General features: G+C 46.5%; 15 protein-coding genes. 12 read left to right on the forward strand and 3 right to left on the reverse strand.

The features are described from left to right. Positions 1-34: 34 nt before the first annotated feature. Positions 35-211, reverse strand: a complete 177-nt coding sequence (gene tatA / locus IQ257_RS23980) for a twin-arginine translocase TatA/TatE family subunit (RefSeq protein WP_193878465.1) — start codon at positions 209-211, stop codon at positions 35-37. Between the two features lie 214 nt (positions 212-425). Between tatA and IQ257_RS23985 the strand changes: the two genes are divergently transcribed. The 4 genes from IQ257_RS23985 (at position 426) to IQ257_RS24000 (ending at position 4959) form a co-directional block, all read left to right on the forward strand. Further along, entirely contained in the window at positions 426-1166 is a 741-nt protein-coding gene (locus IQ257_RS23985) for a phycocyanobilin:ferredoxin oxidoreductase (RefSeq protein ID WP_193878467.1), read from the forward strand. Between the two features lie 181 nt (positions 1167-1347). Continuing rightward, positions 1348-2859: an HlyD family efflux transporter periplasmic adaptor subunit gene (locus tag IQ257_RS23990; RefSeq protein WP_228060979.1), complete on the forward strand. Its 1512-nt coding sequence runs from the start codon at positions 1348-1350 to the stop codon at positions 2857-2859. Positions 2860-2872: 13 nt separating this feature from the next. Continuing rightward, entirely contained in the window at positions 2873-4105 is a 1233-nt protein-coding gene (gene devC, locus IQ257_RS23995) for an ABC transporter permease DevC (RefSeq protein WP_193878471.1), read from the forward strand. Between the two features lie 107 nt (positions 4106-4212). Continuing rightward, positions 4213-4959, forward strand: coding sequence for a DevA family ABC transporter ATP-binding protein (locus tag IQ257_RS24000; RefSeq protein WP_193878474.1), 747 nt, complete (start codon positions 4213-4215; stop codon positions 4957-4959). A gap of 109 nt (positions 4960-5068) precedes the next feature. Here IQ257_RS24000 and IQ257_RS24005 read toward each other — a convergent pair whose 3' ends face one another. Together IQ257_RS24005 and IQ257_RS24010 are read right to left on the reverse strand one after the other, a co-directional pair. Beyond that, the gene (locus IQ257_RS24005) at positions 5069-5854 is read right to left on the reverse strand and encodes a hypothetical protein (RefSeq protein WP_193878476.1); all 786 of its coding nucleotides are present in this window, start codon (positions 5852-5854) and stop codon (positions 5069-5071) included. A 365-nt stretch (positions 5855-6219) separates the two neighbouring features. Further along, entirely contained in the window at positions 6220-7881 is a 1662-nt protein-coding gene (locus IQ257_RS24010) for a D-Ala-D-Ala carboxypeptidase family metallohydrolase (protein WP_193878478.1), read from the reverse strand. 103 nt (positions 7882-7984) lie between these two features. Between IQ257_RS24010 and IQ257_RS24015 the strand changes: the two genes are divergently transcribed. The 8 genes from IQ257_RS24015 to IQ257_RS24045 all read left to right on the forward strand — a co-directional run. After that, a complete protein-coding gene (locus IQ257_RS24015) occupies positions 7985-8233 on the forward strand; it encodes a hypothetical protein (protein ID WP_193878480.1) in 249 nt (82 codons plus the stop codon). Positions 8234-8528: 295 nt separating this feature from the next. Next, the gene (locus IQ257_RS30870; RefSeq protein ID WP_265584548.1) at positions 8529-8654 is read left to right on the forward strand and encodes a hypothetical protein; all 126 of its coding nucleotides are present in this window, start codon (positions 8529-8531) and stop codon (positions 8652-8654) included. A 120-nt stretch (positions 8655-8774) separates the two neighbouring features. After that, positions 8775-10364, forward strand: a complete 1590-nt coding sequence (locus tag IQ257_RS24020; RefSeq protein ID WP_193878482.1) for a response regulator — start codon at positions 8775-8777, stop codon at positions 10362-10364. A gap of 14 nt (positions 10365-10378) precedes the next feature. Then, entirely contained in the window at positions 10379-12469 is a 2091-nt protein-coding gene (locus IQ257_RS24025; RefSeq protein WP_193878484.1) for a GAF domain-containing hybrid sensor histidine kinase/response regulator, read from the forward strand. Positions 12470-12881: 412 nt separating this feature from the next. After that, positions 12882-14687, forward strand: coding sequence for a fatty acyl-AMP ligase (locus IQ257_RS24030; protein WP_193878486.1), 1806 nt, complete (start codon positions 12882-12884; stop codon positions 14685-14687). A gap of 101 nt (positions 14688-14788) precedes the next feature. Further along, positions 14789-15763 carry an acyl-CoA desaturase gene (locus tag IQ257_RS24035; protein WP_228060980.1) on the forward strand — a complete coding sequence of 325 codons (975 nt, stop codon included), beginning with the start codon at positions 14789-14791 and terminating at the stop codon, positions 15761-15763. Positions 15764-15821: 58 nt separating this feature from the next. Beyond that, positions 15822-16142: an acyl carrier protein gene (locus tag IQ257_RS24040; protein ID WP_193878488.1), complete on the forward strand. Its 321-nt coding sequence runs from the start codon at positions 15822-15824 to the stop codon at positions 16140-16142. Further along, the coding region (locus IQ257_RS24045) for a type I polyketide synthase (protein ID WP_228060981.1) at positions 16123-17455 on the forward strand (1333 nt) is incomplete at its 3' end. The genes IQ257_RS24040 and IQ257_RS24045, both read left to right, overlap by 20 nt.

A 17455-nucleotide genomic window follows, 5' to 3' on the forward strand; every position in this document is an offset into this window, starting at 1 on the left:
GCTCCCCAGCTCCCCAGCTCCTCATCTCCCAGATTTAAACCTTATCCTGTTCGGGTTCATCTTCCTCAGATGTGGGGGTATTCATCTCTTCTTTAAAACCTTTGAGGGTTTTCCCCAAAGCACGACCCATATCCGGAATTTTCTGAGGTCCGAAAATTACCACCGCCACAATTCCGATAAGCACGACTTCGGGCCATCCTAAACCAAACATACTCACCTCCTGTGAATAATCTATACCATAGCTTGAGAGAAGAGGTTAGGGGAAGAGGGCTAAACCTACTCTTATCCTGGCTGATAGTCTTGATCTCAGGACTTACGCAAATTGGCATCTAAATCGCTAATGGTAGGGGTACGATATATCGTACTCCTACCAGATGTAGCGTCTGTGCGTAAGTTCTGGATCTGTAACATTTGAGTTTAAAAGTATGTCTGTCACCACAAAACCTTCCCTCCGGGAACAACAACATCCCCTAATTCGCCAATTAGCTGACTGTATCGAAGCCAACTGGCAAGATTACCTCGACCTTTCACCCTATCAACTACCCCCTGAACTTGGTTATGTGGAAGGACGCTTAGAGGGAGAAAAACTGACCATTGAAAACCGCTGCTACCAAACGCCCCAGTTTCGGAAACTGCACCTAGAACTGGCAAAAGTCGGCAATATGTTAGACATTCTGCACTGCGTCATGTTTCCCCGCCCAGAGTACAAACTACCGATGTTTGGCTGTGACTTGGTCGGGGGACGGGGAAAAATTAGTGCGGCGATCGCTGATCTTTCTCCAGTAAACTCTAAACGGGTACTATCTGAACCCTATCGCCAATCATTACAAGCCTTGCCATCACTGGATTTCAAAGAATCACGCGATTTGCCGGAGTGGGGCGATATTTTTTCTGAATTTTGCATCTTCATTCGACCGGCTACTCTAGAAGAAGAAAGCCAGTTCCTTGCAAGGGTTGGGGATATTCTGAAAATTCACTGTACCCAGGCTGTTAATGCCACTGTTGCATCTACAGAGGAACAAGCGGATATTATAGCAGGTCAACACTACTACTGCACCAAACAACAACAAAACGATAAAACTCGTCGGGTGCTTGAAAAAGCCTTTGGTGTGGAATGGGCAGATTATTACATGACATCTGTACTGTTTGATTTGCCTGCAATCTGAATTCTTAGAAGAGAAGGAGGCAAGGGTGCGGGGGAGAACTAGGTTTGTAGATGATCTGCCTATTCTCCCTCTTGAAGTATGTGTAGAGTTTCCCCTATCCCCTTCTTCTAAGAAAAAAAGCTGAAAACCGGACAGAAGCACAAAGCTCTTTTATTTGAGTTTGATCGCTCTAACCCTGTGATTGTACCGCTTAGGCTGGAACCGCTATCCCCAAATCACAACTCAATACATTACTTTAGAAAATATGGGGCAGAAACCAGGCATAAACGATCAACTATTTTCAAAATCAGTACCCCATTGGGCGAAGAATAGTAAAGCATTTTACGTTGCGATCGCACTTGCCGTTGGAGGTATCCTCGCTACTGGAGCTATTGCTGTTTACAGTCTCAATCGAGTACAGGCGCGTTCGGAGAGCGAATCGAGTTCTTCTTCGCCCATTGCCTCACCTGCTATTGAAGCCGTTACTGCCTTAGGACGCCTCGAACCAACGGGGGAAGTCAGAACACTATCGGCTCCCATGTCCCTTGAGGGAACCAATGTGAAGGAGTTACTCGTTGCAGAAGGCGATCAAGTCCGTGCTAACCAAGTGATTGCCATTATGGATAACCGCGATCGCTTGCAAGCGGCTGTTGATTTAGCCAAAAAACAAGTTGAAATTGCTCAAGCCAATCTCGAGAGAGTCAAAGCAGGTGCCAAAGCTGGAGCAATTCAAGCTCAACAGGAAACAATCAATCGTTTAGGGAAAGAGTTAGAAGGAGAACAGAAAGCTCAACAGACAAGAATTAACCGTTTAGAGACTCAACTGACAGAGACAACCAAAGCTCAAGAAGCCACCATTAAAGCCCAACAAGCCACCATTAACGCTCAACAAGCCACCATTCGGAGATTAGATGCAGAAAAGCGTAATACCGAACAAGATTTTGCACGTTATGAGCAGTTAGTTAGTGATGGTGTGATTTCTACTTCTGAATTAGAAAACCGCCGACTGAGAGTAGAAACCGCGATAGAGCGTCTCAGTGAAGCGCAAGAAAACCTGAGTCAACAGCAGGCAAACCTGACTCAAGCTGAAGCCAACAAAGCTCAAACCCTAGCCACTATCATCGAACAACTCGAAGAAGCTAGAGTCAACCGCGATAAAACAATAGCCGTCTTAGAAGCTCAAATTAAAGAGGAAGAGGCTAGATTAGAAGAGATTAAGGAAATTCGCCCCGTCGATATTAAACAAGCAGAAGCAGAAGTTGAAAGTGCCTTAGCAGCCGTTGACCAAGCCCAAGCTGATTTAAAATCATTAGCTTATGTGCGTGCTCCAGTCGATGGTCAGATCTTAAAAGTCCATGCTAGTCCAGGAGAAGCTCCTACAGAAGCAGATGGAATTGTCGAACTAGGACAAACTGACGACATGATGGTGATCGCAGAAGTTTATGAAAGCGATATTAGCAAAGTGCGTTTGGGTCAGCGAGTTGCCATGACGAGTGAAAGCCAGGTGTTTGAAGAAGAACTGCGGGGCAATGTCAGCCAAATCGGACGACAAATCGGCAAAAAAGATATTCTCAATACTGATCCGGCTGCTGCTGTCGATGCCAGAGTGGTTGAAGTTAAAATTCGTCTCACCCCAGAAGATAGCAAGCGAGTGTCAGGTTTAACCAACTCAAAAGTCATTGTCAAAATTTTCCTAGAATCAAAAGCCAATTAATTCATAATTTAGAATGAGAATTCCTCTAGCCTGGTTACAACTGAGCCGCGAAAAAATGCGGTTACTCGTAGCAATAGCTGGGATTGGTTTTGCCGATATTTTGATGTTTATGCAACTTGGCTTTCGGGATGCCCTCTTTGACAGTGCCGTAACGCTACATAAAAATTTTCAGGGTGATATTTTTCTAATTAGCACTCAGTCTACTGCAATTATCGCCATGAAAAGTTTTCCCCATCGGCGCTTGTATCAAGCTCTTGGGTTTGAGGGCGTTAAATCCGTTAGTCCAGTCTATTTGGGCTTGGCTCTGTGGCGAAATCCTGAGAACTTACATATGCGTCCCTCAATTTCTCCCAGTGGAGAGGATAACAAAGAAAGTCGCAATTCTCAAACAAGTCCTGAATCTAAAACAGCCGATACTCGCTCAATTCTGGTTGTAGGATTTAATCCCGCAGACAAGGTATTGAATTTACCAAAAATAAATCGCAATCTCGATAAAATAACCCTAGCTAATGTAGTCTTGTTTGATGATGCTTCTAGACCGGAATTTGGTCCAATCGCCCAGTGGTTCAATCAGGGAAAAGATGTCACCACAGAAGTCGGAGAACGCCGAATTCGAGTTGGGGGTTTATTCACCTTAGGTGCTTCTTTTGGAGCTGATGGTAATATTGTCACTAGCGATTTGAATTTTTTGCGGCTATTCCCTGCACGAGAAAAGGGATTGATTGAGGTGGGCATTATTGAATTAAAACGGGGGGTAAATCAGAAACGTGTTTTAGAAAATTTGAGGCGGGAATTACCTAACGATGTCAAAATTTTATCCAAGCAAGAATTTATTGATGTTGAAAAAAGTTACTGGCAAACCAGTACAGCGATTGGCTTTATTTTTTCCCTCGGCACTGCCATGGGGTTTATTGTCGGTACGGTAATTGTGTATCAAATTCTCTATACTGATGTTGCCGATCATTTGCCAGAATACGCCACCCTCAAAGCGATGGGGTACAAAACCAGTTACTTATTAGGAGTGGTTTTCCAAGAAGCACTGATTCTGTCGATTTTGGGATATTTCCCTGGATTTTTCATGGCGTCGATACTGTACGGTTTAACCAAAAGTGCTACCAGCCTGCCAATGGCGATGACTCTGGCGAGGGCAGTAACCGTATTAATTTTGACGATGATTATGTGCTGTATTTCGGGAGCGATCGCTGTGCGCAAACTAGACGCAGCAGATCCGGCAGATATTTTTTAAGTTGTGAGCAGTTAGGAGTGTCGGGGCGGGTTTCACTGAGATATCTGCTTTATTGCCAATCTATTTGATCAACCTGCACCCAAAAAGTCAGAATTTAAGAGGTGAAAATGAAAACATCACTAGCACACCAACTTTACCACCAAACACCGCAACAGGCAGTGGTATCGATCAAAAATCTCAATCATTACTTCGGTAAAGGTTCCCTACGCAAACAGATTTTGTTTGATATCACATTGAAACTCCAGCCGGGAGAAATTGTGCTAATGACGGGTCCGTCAGGTTCTGGTAAGACGACGTTGCTGACGCTAATTGGGGGACTGAGAGTACCCCAAAATGGTAGCATTAAAGTCTTAGAACAAGAACTTATAGGCGCGACAAAAGATCAACTGGTAAACGTGCGCCGCAATATCGGCTATATTTTTCAGGCTCACAACTTGCTCAAGAGTCTCACCGCCTGTCAAAACGTGCAAATGTCCTTGCAGCTACACCCGGAATTTCTCCCGCAAGAGGCGGTTGCCCAGTCAGAAGCGATACTTACGGCAGTGGGTTTGGGCAGTAGCCTTAATTACTACCCAGATAATCTATCGGGTGGGCAAAAACAGCGAGTGGCGATCGCTCGTGCCTTAGTGAGTCATCCCACGTTAGTCTTAGCTGACGAACCCACTGCTGCTCTTGATAGTAAATCGGGACGGGATGTGGTGGAGTTGATGCAGCGACTGGCGAAGGAACAAGGGTGTACAATTTTGATGGTGACTCACGATAACCGGATTCTGGATATTGCCGATCGCATCGTTCACCTAGAAGATGGACACCTTAAAAGTGATGCGGCAAATGATGCAGTTTCCAGGAATTGAGCATTATCTCTTTGTAACTTTTGATTTACATTCCAAATGAAAATACTATACCTAACGTGTAATTTAATTTAGGTAATTTCGTATAAATTTTACTATTGAGTTGCTCAGATTAATTCATGCGAGTCCGATTGGTTCTTAAGGTAACGTTGACGCCTTCAGTGGATTGCTGAAGGACAAGTAAGGGAGTAGGTTTTGCCTTTTGATCCCAGTGAATGGAGACAATTCGACCTTGAATAGTCGGTTGCCAGCTTTCATTATCTGGACTGAGAAAGGTTTCAATACAGTCAATAATTTGGCTAATCGTTGTTGAAGTTGCTTGAGTTGGTAATTTCGTCAATGTGATTTGAATACGAAATAGCACTCGCATCGTGCGCTTGCCACTGCTTTCTGTTTCATATTTGACGTCAAAGGTTTCATCTACTTGTCGTCCTGCGGTACTGGCAATTCCAATTGCTGCTTGAGTTGCCTGATTAGGTCGCAGTGCTAGACTGATCATTTGTTTAACTTTAATTTTGATTTGATTGACAATCGCAAAATGAAACACTTCTTCTTCCATTCGCAATCTGAGGTAGTCCAAGTTAAATTCCCGTGAGTGGACTAAATCAGGATTGGCTTCCATTTTCCGGATAGTACTCAGCGCCAACTTTAACTTTTTCTGAAGGTCTCTCGTTTTGAACTGCTCAAATCTGAGCTTCTTTGCCATCCCGTCAAGTTGGAGTTTGCCATAAATCGTTAAACCAATAAGTAGCGCCACCAATGCAATCGAAGCAAACATCCAAATGTGTCCCGAAGAATTAGATTCTACCGTTGCCGGGGGGGAAGGCGAGACTGAGGTTTGGGATTCAACAGGAGCTTGAGCTATTGCAGATTCTAGAAAAACCATCGAACTAGACATGATTGTGACTGGATAAAATCGAAATACTTAGCTCTAGAATGCCTTTCAGGAAAGGCGCTCGGGTACATTGGAGTTGAGCAATCCTTGGCTAGCGCCAGCCGTTTGTTGCAATCGGCTAACTGGGAAGGAATGAAAAGACACCAAAACACCTGATACCTAAATTTTGACAGTTATACTAAGGTATGCGGATGAAAACCACATCCGTCAGTAATTTTTAAACAAAGGTCTATTGGCTTCAACTTTCAACTCAAAGATGCACCCGTGCCTGCTGCTGGTCAAATAATCCCTGAAGGAATGGTGACCGGTCGGTAAGAAGTCAAAGTAAATAGCTCCCAATAAGGATTAGGATTGAAGGCAATTGAGGATTAATTCCGCCATCGTGCTCGGTAGTTCCGGGCATCAATGTGACACAGGTTGGGAAATTTGGTATAGCGACCTAAGCCACCGGGCCACCAAGGTTCCAGAGTCCAATACAGTTGATTGCCACTGAGACTTTCACAGATAAAGTCCATTGCATCTCCAACTAGATGGCGACTGTACTTCGCCCCACCCACCGCACGATTAATGTGAGGAGGGCGATACCAACTGGTGATAATAAACGGTCGCCCAATGCGATCGCGTGCTCGTTGTGCTAGTTTGGCGATGCGAACAATAGCATCCACTGTTGCTTGGTTAGGAGGCATACGAGTGCCGCCGTGAGTTGCCTCTGCCCAGGTAAAATTCCCATCCGGAATAATAGACGCCGATAGCTGAATATTGCTCGTAGTCCAATAGGCAGGGCGTTTGGGAATCACCACGGGTTTGGGCTTAGGTGCTGCCTCAAGCGCTTGACGGCGGGCTTCATTCATGCGTTTCTGGTCTTCCAGTAGGGATTGAACTGCCTGATTTCTGGTCGCCTGTCCCCGCCAGAGTTGAACCAAGCGAATTAACCCTTCCCGTTGGTAGTCTTCTTCTTTATATTCAGCAGGTACGCGACGGACAAAGCTTAAGAGTTCTTGATCAAGCTGAGTTGCTAACTTCTCCATCGTTGCCTTATCGGTTGTACTGGCTTGCAGGGCGTCGGGATTGATACCAAGACGGCTTAAGGCACTGGCACGGGAATCGAGCTGACGCCAAAGGCGAAACCCTTCCGTCAGGGAATTACGTTGGCTGCCTTGCCCTCGATAGTAGTCAGGAACACGCTCCACGAAAGCCACAAGAGCCGGATCGATAATACTGAGTTTTTCCTCTGGAGAGGTGTTTTTTTCCAAGGATGCAATTGCTTCTTCCCGAGTTCGCAACTGACGCCATAGCTGAGTTAGGCGAAGCAGGGCTTCCCGTTGGTGGGGGTATCCTCCATAGTTGGCAGAAAGCCGCTGTACGAATTGCTTCAGGGGAATATCTAGCACGGACTCGTCCTCAATCGCTTCAGACACTTTATCAGCAGGCACCAACGCCGCGATCGCAGATTCCCGAGTGTCGAGTTCCCGCCAGACGCGCACAACCTCTAGCAAGGCATCTCGTTGATGGGGCAATCCAGCGTAGTATTCTGGAATTCGATCAACCAACGTCAGTAAGGCTCGATCAAGATAGGCAAGATTTTGCGGTAGAGCTTCCACCTTATAATCAGCCTCCAAGTCAGCCAGGTAAGCTTGACGGAGTTGCTCGTAATCACACGATTCCAAACGCGCTGTCGTTGGTTCGCTGCTAGGTGGTGCATACCCCCTGGCAACGTTTTGTAAAAATGGGTCAGCGTAGCGACCTTGTTCAGCTTGCCACAAATCAGTCCCTGGCACTCCCCGAGCAATTAGACTGTCCGTAAGGGAGCGAATCGCATTCGCCGCATACTGTACTTGTTCGGAGAAGGTATCGACCTGTTGCGGGGATACCCGATTAGCCGGAGAGATACCCAAGCCAGTTTCTCCATCTCCAAGACTAGGAGAAGGGTGAGCTTGATACAGTGCTGCCAGAATCGGTTTGTGGATACCGGCGCGTGCGGCTTCTATGAGGTAATAATAGTTACGCTGGTCTGGTGAGAGTGTTGCCATGGCAAATTGTTAAGAACCTACTATAAGGCACCCATTACAGAATAATTTATGGCGTTGACACTGATTAAGTAGCGAATAACCGATAGGGAAATTTACTGCCGATTTGCTGCAAGGGTTGGAGGATTTACAGACAGCAGTTATCCCAGTAGTAATTGTGACAGGTCGCTTGGCAGGATGGGTGAGTGGGTTGGTGAGTTATTTGCCCGTGCAGGGAGCGATCGCAGAAAATGGGAGATTATTGCACCCCAGTAACAGCAGAAACCTGTCGTATTGTCACCGATCCCCGACAGGGTGGCAGATGGGTAGTAGTAAGCCCCAAGTCTATCAACGCCTCAAAGCCGAATTTCCGTAGATCCAACAGTCCAATGACAATCACTTTCGGCTCTGGGTTGGGGATTTACTTACAGTTCCGTACCTTCGGAAACTATGACAGTGTATTGTATCACCCAGAGGATTTGACGAAACTGTGCTTAACAATTCATTGTTTAAATTCTTCTGGGTTAGGTGGATGGTTAAACTAACCATGAGTTAGCCTAGTTAGTACAGCTATTAACGAAAGGCGGACTACGATAAAAGAGCGGGGCATGAGGCAGTTGCCAGTGTCCAAAATTGTTCTGGCTTCATAGGAATAGCCGATACTCATGCTAATGCTCTGCAAGAAGGAGGGCAACCTTTTTAAGCCGATCGCTCAACCCCATTATTTTCCCAATGGGGAAAAATTCTCCCTCCAAACCGCCCTCATTGTTCCCTTTGCAAAAACAGACAGCCAATAAATTTAAAACATTAGATCCGAACTCCCTACAATGTCTTACAAATATCAGGTCATTATCCCAGGAACTTTAAACATTATAAATACTACAATTAATCTCCAACCCTCTTGACGAAAATAAACGATGCAATCAAACCCAAAAGAACTTATATTTATCGTTGATGATCGTCCATCAAATCTCCAATTACTCTCTGAATTTTTGAAAGAATCAGGTTTTAAAGTCTTAGTTGCGCGAGACGGTGAAAGTGCGCTCAAGAAACTGGAAAAAATTTCACCGGATCTCATTCTTTTGGATGTAATGATGCCGGGAATAGACGGCTTTGAAACTTGCCGCCGCATCAAAGCTTCACCAGCAACCCATGACATTCCCGTAATTTTCATGACAGTTCTTTCGGACACAGCGGATAAAGTTAAGGGTTTTGAAGCTGGCGGCGTAGATTACATCACCAAACCGATTCAGGGTGAAGAGGTTCTAGCCCGAATTAACGTTCATTTGCATCTGCGTTCGTTGACGAAGCAACTCCAGGACGCTAAACAAGCTGCTGAAGCAGCCAACCGTACCAAAACCGAATTCCTGGCAAACATGAGCCACGAACTAAGAACTCCCCTCAATGCTATTTTAGGAATCGCTCAAATTCTCCAAGGTTCAAAAACAATGACTGAGGAGGAATGCGACCACATCCGTATCGTTTACCAGTCCGGTTCTCACCTGCTTACCCTACTCAATGATATCCTGGATTTATCGAAGATTGAAGCCGGGAAAATGGAACTCTATCCGACAGATTTTACTCTTCCTGCTTTTTTGCAAGATGTCGTAGAAATCTGCCGGATTTGGGCGCAACAAAAGGGAATTGCCTTTAATTACCAACCCAGTCCTGAACTGCCTACTGCTATTCATGCTGATGAAAAACGGCTGCGACAGATTTTAATTAATTTATTGGGAAATGCTATTAAGTTTACTGACCAGGGTGGGGTAACGTTCAACGTTGAACGAATAGAAAACTCTGCTGCCAAGATTAGATTTCAAGTTGAAGACACAGGTATAGGCATTTCCCTCGAACAATTAGACAACATATTTCTACCTTTCGAGCAAGTGGGCAACAATCAGTGCAAAGCTGAAGGTACGGGATTAGGATTGGCAATTAGCCAAAAAATCATCCAGATGATGGGGAGTACTTTAAAAGTAACTAGCTACCCAGGAGTAGGCAGTATTTTTTGGATAGATTTGGACTTACCGGACGCTAAAGAATCGATTCCAACTGTTCAATCACTGCCTTCCTCAAGCTCTCTGCTAGACCAATGGGATTCGCAAATAGCTCAACAGTTACCCTTACGCATTCTTATTGCTGAAGATAATATCGTAAATCAGAAAGTTGCCCTGCATCTGTTAAAGCGTTTGGGATATCACGCTGACATAGCATCCAACGGAAAAGAGGTACTTTCATCCCTACGCCACCAGTCCTATGATGTGGTGTTAATGGATGTGCAGATGCCGGAAATGGACGGACTGCAAGCTTCTCGTGTAATTTGCCAGGAATGGTCGGAAACGGAGCGCCCCCGTATTATTGCTATGACAGCGGGGGCTATGGAGGGGGATAGAGACAAGTGTTTGGCAGCGGGAATGAGTGATTATATTAGTAAACCGATTCGCCTAGAGGCAGTTGTCAAGGCTTTACGTCAATGTAGAGTGCAAAACTCCCAAAAGTCTGATTAGAAGAGTTTAGAAGTATGACTAATAATCAACCCAATCAGTTGAATGAAACTGAACGTCTCAACGCCCTGCGCCGCTATAACATTCTTGATACGCCTCCAGATGGTTCCTTTGAGCGTATCACCACAACAATTGCCAGACTCTTCAAGGTGCCGATTGCCCTCGTTAGTTTGGTGGACGAAGATCGGATTTGGTTCAAGTCCCATCATGGTTTAGAGGTTCAGCAGATTGAGCGTTCGCCAGGGCTATGCGCTTCAGCGATTCTCTCCCCAGATGTTTATGTCCTAACAGACGCTAGCAAAGATGTGTGCTCTTTGAGTAATCCTCTGGTTGCAGGTGAGTTTGGCTTACGCTTTTATGCTGCTGTGCAGTTGACAACCCATGACGGCTATAACTTGGGAACCCTCTGCGTCATTGATAAACAGCCACGCGCTGTTTTACCTGAGGAGCTTGAGTATCTAAAAGACTTGGCAGCCGTTGTGATGGATGAAATTGAATTGCGACTGGGTGCCCGCCGGATTGATCAGTTAAATACTAAACTCGAACAAGAAATGGTTGAGCGCAAACGAGCCGAGTTAGCTGCACAAGCGGCAAACCAAGCCAAAAGTGAATTTCTGGCGAACATGAGCCACGAACTACGCACCCCCCTCAACGGTATTTTGGGCTATGCACAAATCTTGCAACGGGACAAAACAGCCACCCCCAAGCAACAAGAAGCCACCGCCATCATTCACCAGTGCGGCTCCCATCTGTTAACCCTGATCAACGATATTTTAGATCTTTCTAAAATCGAAGCCGGAAAGCTGGAGCTCTACCCCAAAGATTTTCATTTAGCGCCTTTTCTGGAGGGTGTAGTACAAATCTGTCGCATCAAAGCCGAACAAAAAAACATTGTGTTTGCTTACCAAGCTCTCAACAAACTTCCTACCGCTGTTCATGCCGATGAGAAACGACTGCGGCAAGTGTTGATCAATCTCTTGGGCAATGCGATTAAATTTACCGATACTGGCGGTGTCACCTTTAAGGTGGAAGTCATAGAGGATAAGTTCGCAAGGGATGCCGATAAATTTAGTACATCTGCCAATACCCTGAATTCTACCGACAACACATCCGTTACTAAATCTACTGCCACCACTACCAAAATTCGCTTCCAAGTTGAAGATACCGGGGTAGGAATGACTGCCGATCAATTAGAAAAGATATTTTTGCCCTTTGAACAGGTAGGCAATAGCGATCGCCAAGCAGAAGGGACAGGATTGGGACTCACAATCAGCCTAAAATTCCTCAAAATGATGGATAGTAACCTTCACGTTGAAAGTACTCCTGGGATTGGTAGCCGATTTTGGTTTGATGTAGACTTGCCAGAATTTTCTGGCTGGCTCAAAGCAGAAATACTTGATCCAGCACTCAATATTATCGGTTACGATGGGGAGAAAAAAAAGATTTTAGTTGTCGATGACCGCTGGGAAAATCGCTCCGTTATTATTAACTTACTTCAACCTCTTGGCTTTGAACTCATCGAAGCTAGTCAGGGACAAGAAGGGTTAGCTAAAGCAATTGAGTGTCAACCCGATTTGATGATTACTGATTTGGTGATGCCTGTACTAGATGGCTTTGAAATGACGCGACAGTTACGCAGAATACCGGAATTCCGAGAACAGATTGTAATTGCATCCAGCGCCAGTGTATTTAACTTTGATCGTCAAAAGAGTCAAGAATCCGGCTGTAACGATTTCCTGCCCAAACCTATTCAATCGGAAGAGTTACTAGAGAAATTACGAAATCATTTAAACTTGCAATGGATTTATGACCCGAATACATCAAATACCTGGAATAATAACGCTGGAAAATCCGATCATCCCTCATTTCCCTCTCATCCAGTTAAAATGGTAGTACCACCTGCTCCTGAGCTGGCTGGGGTATATCAAAATCTAGAAATTGGGGATTTTGATGCCATCGAACAAGAAGCCACCAGACTGGAACAGTTAGACCCAAACTATCTGCAATTTGCCACGAAGCTTATGCAATTAGCGCGGGAGTTTGAAGAAGCTGGCATTCTGGAACTGATGCACCAGTGTCTGACTAAAGTAAGTACGGCAGACAAATAAAGGTTACTAGTGAGGGGAAGGCTGATTGACTAATACAACTTGTGAGCAGATACCCAGAAAACCCTCTCCCTAAGGGCTCTACGGTGTATACACAAGCCTTTCTGCCCCCTTGCCTTGGGGGGGTTAGGGGGGCTAAATGCAGCATTCTGGGGAGTCATGTTTGCCATACTGCTCAATCCAGCAGGCTGGCTATCAGCCCTGAATTTTACGGCAACCCTCCATCCGCCCAAGCTGCCCACGACCGCCTTAATGCGATAGAATGCTCAACCAGGTGTAGAGAGGGACGCTCATACCCTATAAATAAAAGCGGATGATTGACAATTTTTCTGGCTTTTGATACGAATTTGTGCCTTTTTTGTACGTTGTTAAGGAGATTGAAAACATTTGGCTGTGAATACTAAGGGAGCAGGGAATGGCTGATAGTTTCGACTACTCAACAGGGAACGGGTATGAATTTTCGACTCTAGTAGACCTGCTACGCTACCGCACTCTACACCAGCCTGACAAACGAGCCTTTACTTTTCTCAAGGACGGGGAAACAGCTAGCCGTGATGTAACGTATAAGGAGTTGGATCGCCTAGCACGAGCGATCGCTACCGAACTGCAATGTCAAAACGCTGCTGGAGAGAGGGCTTTGCTACTTTACCCCCCGGGTCTGGAATTCATCACTGCCTTCTTCGGCTGTTTGTATGCCGGAGTCGTGGCAGTTCCTGCCTATCCGCCGCGCCCTAACCAGAAAATGTCCCGGTTACAGGCGATTGTAGAGGATTCTCAAGCAAGGTTTGCCCTAACCCTTACCTCTTTGCTGGCTAAGATTGAGCGTCTGTTGACTCAAAATCATACCCCAGAACCCATAACCTGGTTGACTACCGATACAATTGCCAGTGACCTGGCATCCGACTGGCAGGAACCATCCCGTGACAAAAACACCCTCGCTTTTCTGCAATATACGTCAGGGTCAACCGGAGACCCGAAGGGCGTAATGATCAGCCATGGCAATCTCCTTCACAATTCCGCCCTGATCAATTGCTGTTTTGAAGACACGCCCGAAAGTGTGGGAGTATCCTGGTTGCCACCTTACCACGACATGGGACTGATTGGTGGGGTACTCCAGCCGCTCTATGTCGGTGCGCCGATGATTCTCATGTCCCCCGTAGATTTTCTCCAGAAACCTTGGCGCTGGTTGCAAGCAATTTCCCGCTACAAAGCCACAACTAGTGGTGGTCCAAATTTTGCCTACGATTTGTGCGTCCGCAAAATTACTGCCAAACAAAAGGAAACCTTAGACCTGAGAAGCTGGGAATTTGCGTTTACCGGCGCAGAACCCGTGCGGGCTGAGACAATCGAACGGTTCGTCACTGCCTTTGAACCCTGCGGCTTCCGCCGTCAAGCCTTTTATCCCTGCTACGGTATGGCTGAAACTACCCTATTCCTATCCGGTGGTCTAAAAAGCGCCATGCCCGTAATTTTTCAGGTTAAAGGAGCTGCCTTGGAGCAGAACCAGGTCGTGCCAGCCTGCGGCGAAACAGGTAGTCGAACCCTTATAGGCTGCGGTCGAACTTGGTTACAAGAGAAAATTGTGATCGTCAATCCTGACTCCTTAACTCGCTGTCCGGCTGGTCAAGTAGGAGAGATTTGGGTTTCTGGACCGAGTGTGGCTCAAGGCTATTGGAACCGACCCGAAGCAACAGCCTACAGCTTCAACGTCTATCTCGCCGACACAGGCAAAGGACCATTTATGCGGACAGGGGACTTGGGATTCGTGCAAGATAACGAACTATTCGTCACCGGTCGCCTCAAGGATTTAATTATTATCCGAGGTAGCAACCACTATCCCCAAGATATTGAGCTGACTGTAGAACAAAGCCACCCAGGCTTACGAGCAGGGTGTGGAGCCGCATTTTCTGTAGAAGTTAAAGGTGAAGAGCGGTTAGTGGTAGTGCAAGAGGTAGAACGCCGTTACCTGCGGAGTCTCGATGTAGAAGAGGTGCTTGGCAATATTCGTCAGGCATTAGTAGCACAACACGGACTACAGCTTTACAAAGCCATTTTGGTCAAGACGGGAACTATTCCCAAAACCTCTAGTGGCAAGATTCAGCGTCATGCTTGTCGAGCTAAGTTTCTAGAGAGAACGTTGGATATTTTGGCAGAGGGAGGCAGTAGTCCACGATTTTCTAGAAAGAAAGCGAATGAGATGATCGGTGCCATTCAAAGCTAACTGACTGGTGAAGTAACAAGTAGGAACTTGCAAAGATGATTGGGGCTGATAGCCATTCGTCTAGAGTCCATAGCGGAAGCTTAAGAGTTAAGGATAAACCCATGTCGATGCCCTTGGATAGCACAACACAAATTGAATCTCTAACAGATACAAATTTCCCCAAGAAGCCGAAAATAACAATAGAGAGCGATCGCCTAAAAACTGTAGGGCTGCTTCATGCCTGGGGTATTCTTTTAATCCCTTTCCTCGGCTTTGTCGTGGCAATTGCCCTAGTCGGGTCGTCAGGCATCAAGCCTTGGCAGCTTGGGCTATTGATTGCCATGTACACCTTGACCTTGGGTGGGATTACTGTGGGTTTTCATCGGCACTTTACCCACAGTGCCTTCCGCACGAACACCCCTATGCGAGTTATCCTGGCGATTCTTGGATCAATGGCGGCTCAAGGCTCCCTACTTTACTGGGTGAGCAACCACAGACGCCACCATCAGTACAGTGACCAGCCCTTAGACCCCCATTCACCTAATTTACAGGGGGAGAGTCTGCTCGGACAGTTGCGGGGACTATTTCATGCTCATATGGGTTGGATGTTTCACCATGAATTCGCCAACCCAATCATATTTGCCAAAGATTTGATAAAAGACCCGATTATCTGTGCTGTCAACCGCCTTTACTTTTGGTGGATCGTTCTGGGTCTTGTTATTCCTGCTATAGTAGGAGGTTTGCTGACATGGACTTGGATGGGAGTCTTTCAGGGGTTTCTCTGGGGAGGACTAGTGCGGATTTTCCTAGCCCATCATGCAACTTGGAGCATCAACTCAATCACTCACCTCTATGGCACCCGTCCCTTTGATACCCGTGAACAGAGTACAAATAATAGTTGGCTAGCCATCCCTACAGGTGGGGAAGCGTGGCACAACAACCATCATGCTTTCCCAAATTCAGCACTATTTGGTTTGAAGTGGTGGCAAATTGACTGGGGTGGCTGGGTGATTCGCACTCTTGAATTCACTGGATTAGTCTGGGATGTCAAGATGCCGACTGTAGAGGCGATCAAAGCGAAAAACAACTATAGCTAAATTTTCAACACTCCTATCTCCTGCAAGCTGATGAATCAAACCATTGGAGGTCTCACAAATGGAAATCCAGAATTCTGAAGTCACCCAGATGCCTGGGGAAGCAACAAGTAACAGTAATACCTCCAAACCGCAGATGACAGCAGCAGACATTCAATCCTGGTTCGTCTCCTATCTGTCCGACCTGCTCGACATCCCACCCGATGAGATTGAGGTCACGATTCCCTTTGAACGCTACGGTCTAGATTCTTCAGTAGCCGTAGGGATGACTGGCGATCTACAAGATTGGTTGGGAAGCAATGTCGATCCTACCCTACTCTACGATTACCCTACCATTGAGTCTCTGGCGGCATATTTAGCCGATGAATCTAAAAGCAACTGAATTGGAACCCCTAGCAATTATAGGCATTGGCTGTCGTTTTCCTGATGCCAAGAGTCCGGAAGCCTTCTGGCAACTGTTGCGAAATGGGGTGGATGCCATCACCGAAGTGCCGCCTAACCGTTGGGATATTGAGGCGCTCTACAACCCTGAACCCGTCACCCCAGGAAAAATGAACACCCGATGGGGTGGGTTCATCGATCAAGCAGATCACTTTGACCCTGGTTTTTTTTGCATTTCCCCTCGCGAAGCTGAACGCATAGATCCCCAACAACGGCTAGTGTTGGAATTGGCATGGGAAGCTTTAGAATACGCGGGAATTGCGCCAGAGCAGTTGGCAGGCACTCGTACAGGCGTATTTATTGGCATCAGCAACAGCGACTATAACCGACTCCTCTATCAGAATCTCGCCCGCATTGATGCTTACTATGGCACGGGAACCGCATTCTGTATTGCGGCTAACCGCCTCTCTTACCTGCTGGATTTACGAGGACCTAGTATCGCTGTGGATACAGCCTGCTCCTCCTCCCTGGTTGCTCTCCACTTAGCCTGTCAGAGTTTGCGGAGCCGCGAATCGAATCTCTGTTTGGTTGGTGGAGTAAACCTAATTCTCTCTCCTGAAGGCACAATCACCTTCTCCCAAGCCCGGATGATGGCAGCCGATGGTCGTTGCAAGACATTTGATGCCAGGGCGGATGGTTACGTCCGAGGAGAAGGGGGTGGCATTGTCGTCCTCAAGCGCCTTTCAGAGGCTCTTAGTGATCACGATAATATCCTGGCTCTGATTCGCGGTTCAGCCATCAACCAAGATGGTTTAAGCAACGGACTGACTGCTCCCAATGGACCAGCCCAACGGGATGTGATTCGCCAAGCGTTAGAAAATGCTGGAGTCGCTCCAAACCAAATTAGTTATGTCGAAGCCCACGGCACTGGCACAATTTTGGGAGATCCTATGGAGGTAAAATCCCTGAAAGCTGTGCTGATGGAGAATCGCTCTCCAGACCAGACCTGTGGGTTGGGTTCGGTTAAAACCAATATAGGTCATTTGGAATCTGCTGCCGGAATTGCTGGTTTGCTCAAAGTCATCCTCTCGCTACAGCATCAAGAAATTCCTCCCAACCTCCATTTCCAACAGCTCAATCCCTATATCCCTCTAGCGAAAACTCCCTTTTTCATTCCAACCACTAATCAGCCTTGTTCTACAGATCAACAGTCTCGCTTGGCGGGAGTTAGCGCTTTCAGTTTCGGAGGCACCAACTGCCACGTTATTCTGGAAGAATTTTCCCATCTCCCCACCCCCCCATCTCCTCATCCCC

This window comes from Coleofasciculus sp. LEGE 07092 (assembly GCF_015207375.1).
GTDB lineage: Bacteria > Cyanobacteriota > Cyanobacteriia > Cyanobacteriales > Coleofasciculaceae > LEGE-07092.

Excerpts from the sequence above, each read along its gene's own strand:
- tatA (WP_193878465.1), bottom strand. The coding sequence starts at position 211 with ATGTTTGGTTTAGGATGGCCCGAAGTCGTGCTTATCGGAATTGTGGCG.
- IQ257_RS23985 (WP_193878467.1), top strand. The coding sequence starts at position 426 with ATGTCTGTCACCACAAAACCTTCCCTCCGGGAACAACAACATCCCCTA.
- devC (WP_193878471.1), top strand. The coding sequence starts at position 2,873 with ATGAGAATTCCTCTAGCCTGGTTACAACTGAGCCGCGAAAAAATGCGG.
- IQ257_RS24000 (WP_193878474.1), top strand. The coding sequence starts at position 4,213 with ATGAAAACATCACTAGCACACCAACTTTACCACCAAACACCGCAACAG.
- IQ257_RS24005 (WP_193878476.1), bottom strand. The coding sequence starts at position 5,854 with ATGTCTAGTTCGATGGTTTTTCTAGAATCTGCAATAGCTCAAGCTCCT.
- IQ257_RS24010 (WP_193878478.1), bottom strand. The coding sequence starts at position 7,881 with ATGGCAACACTCTCACCAGACCAGCGTAACTATTATTACCTCATAGAA.
- IQ257_RS30870 (WP_265584548.1), top strand. The coding sequence starts at position 8,529 with ATGCTCTGCAAGAAGGAGGGCAACCTTTTTAAGCCGATCGCTCAACCC.
- IQ257_RS24020 (WP_193878482.1), top strand. The coding sequence starts at position 8,775 with ATGCAATCAAACCCAAAAGAACTTATATTTATCGTTGATGATCGTCCA.
- IQ257_RS24025 (WP_193878484.1), top strand. The coding sequence starts at position 10,379 with ATGACTAATAATCAACCCAATCAGTTGAATGAAACTGAACGTCTCAAC.
- IQ257_RS24030 (WP_193878486.1), top strand. The coding sequence starts at position 12,882 with ATGGCTGATAGTTTCGACTACTCAACAGGGAACGGGTATGAATTTTCG.
- IQ257_RS24035 (WP_228060980.1), top strand. The coding sequence starts at position 14,789 with ATGTCGATGCCCTTGGATAGCACAACACAAATTGAATCTCTAACAGAT.
- IQ257_RS24040 (WP_193878488.1), top strand. The coding sequence starts at position 15,822 with ATGGAAATCCAGAATTCTGAAGTCACCCAGATGCCTGGGGAAGCAACA.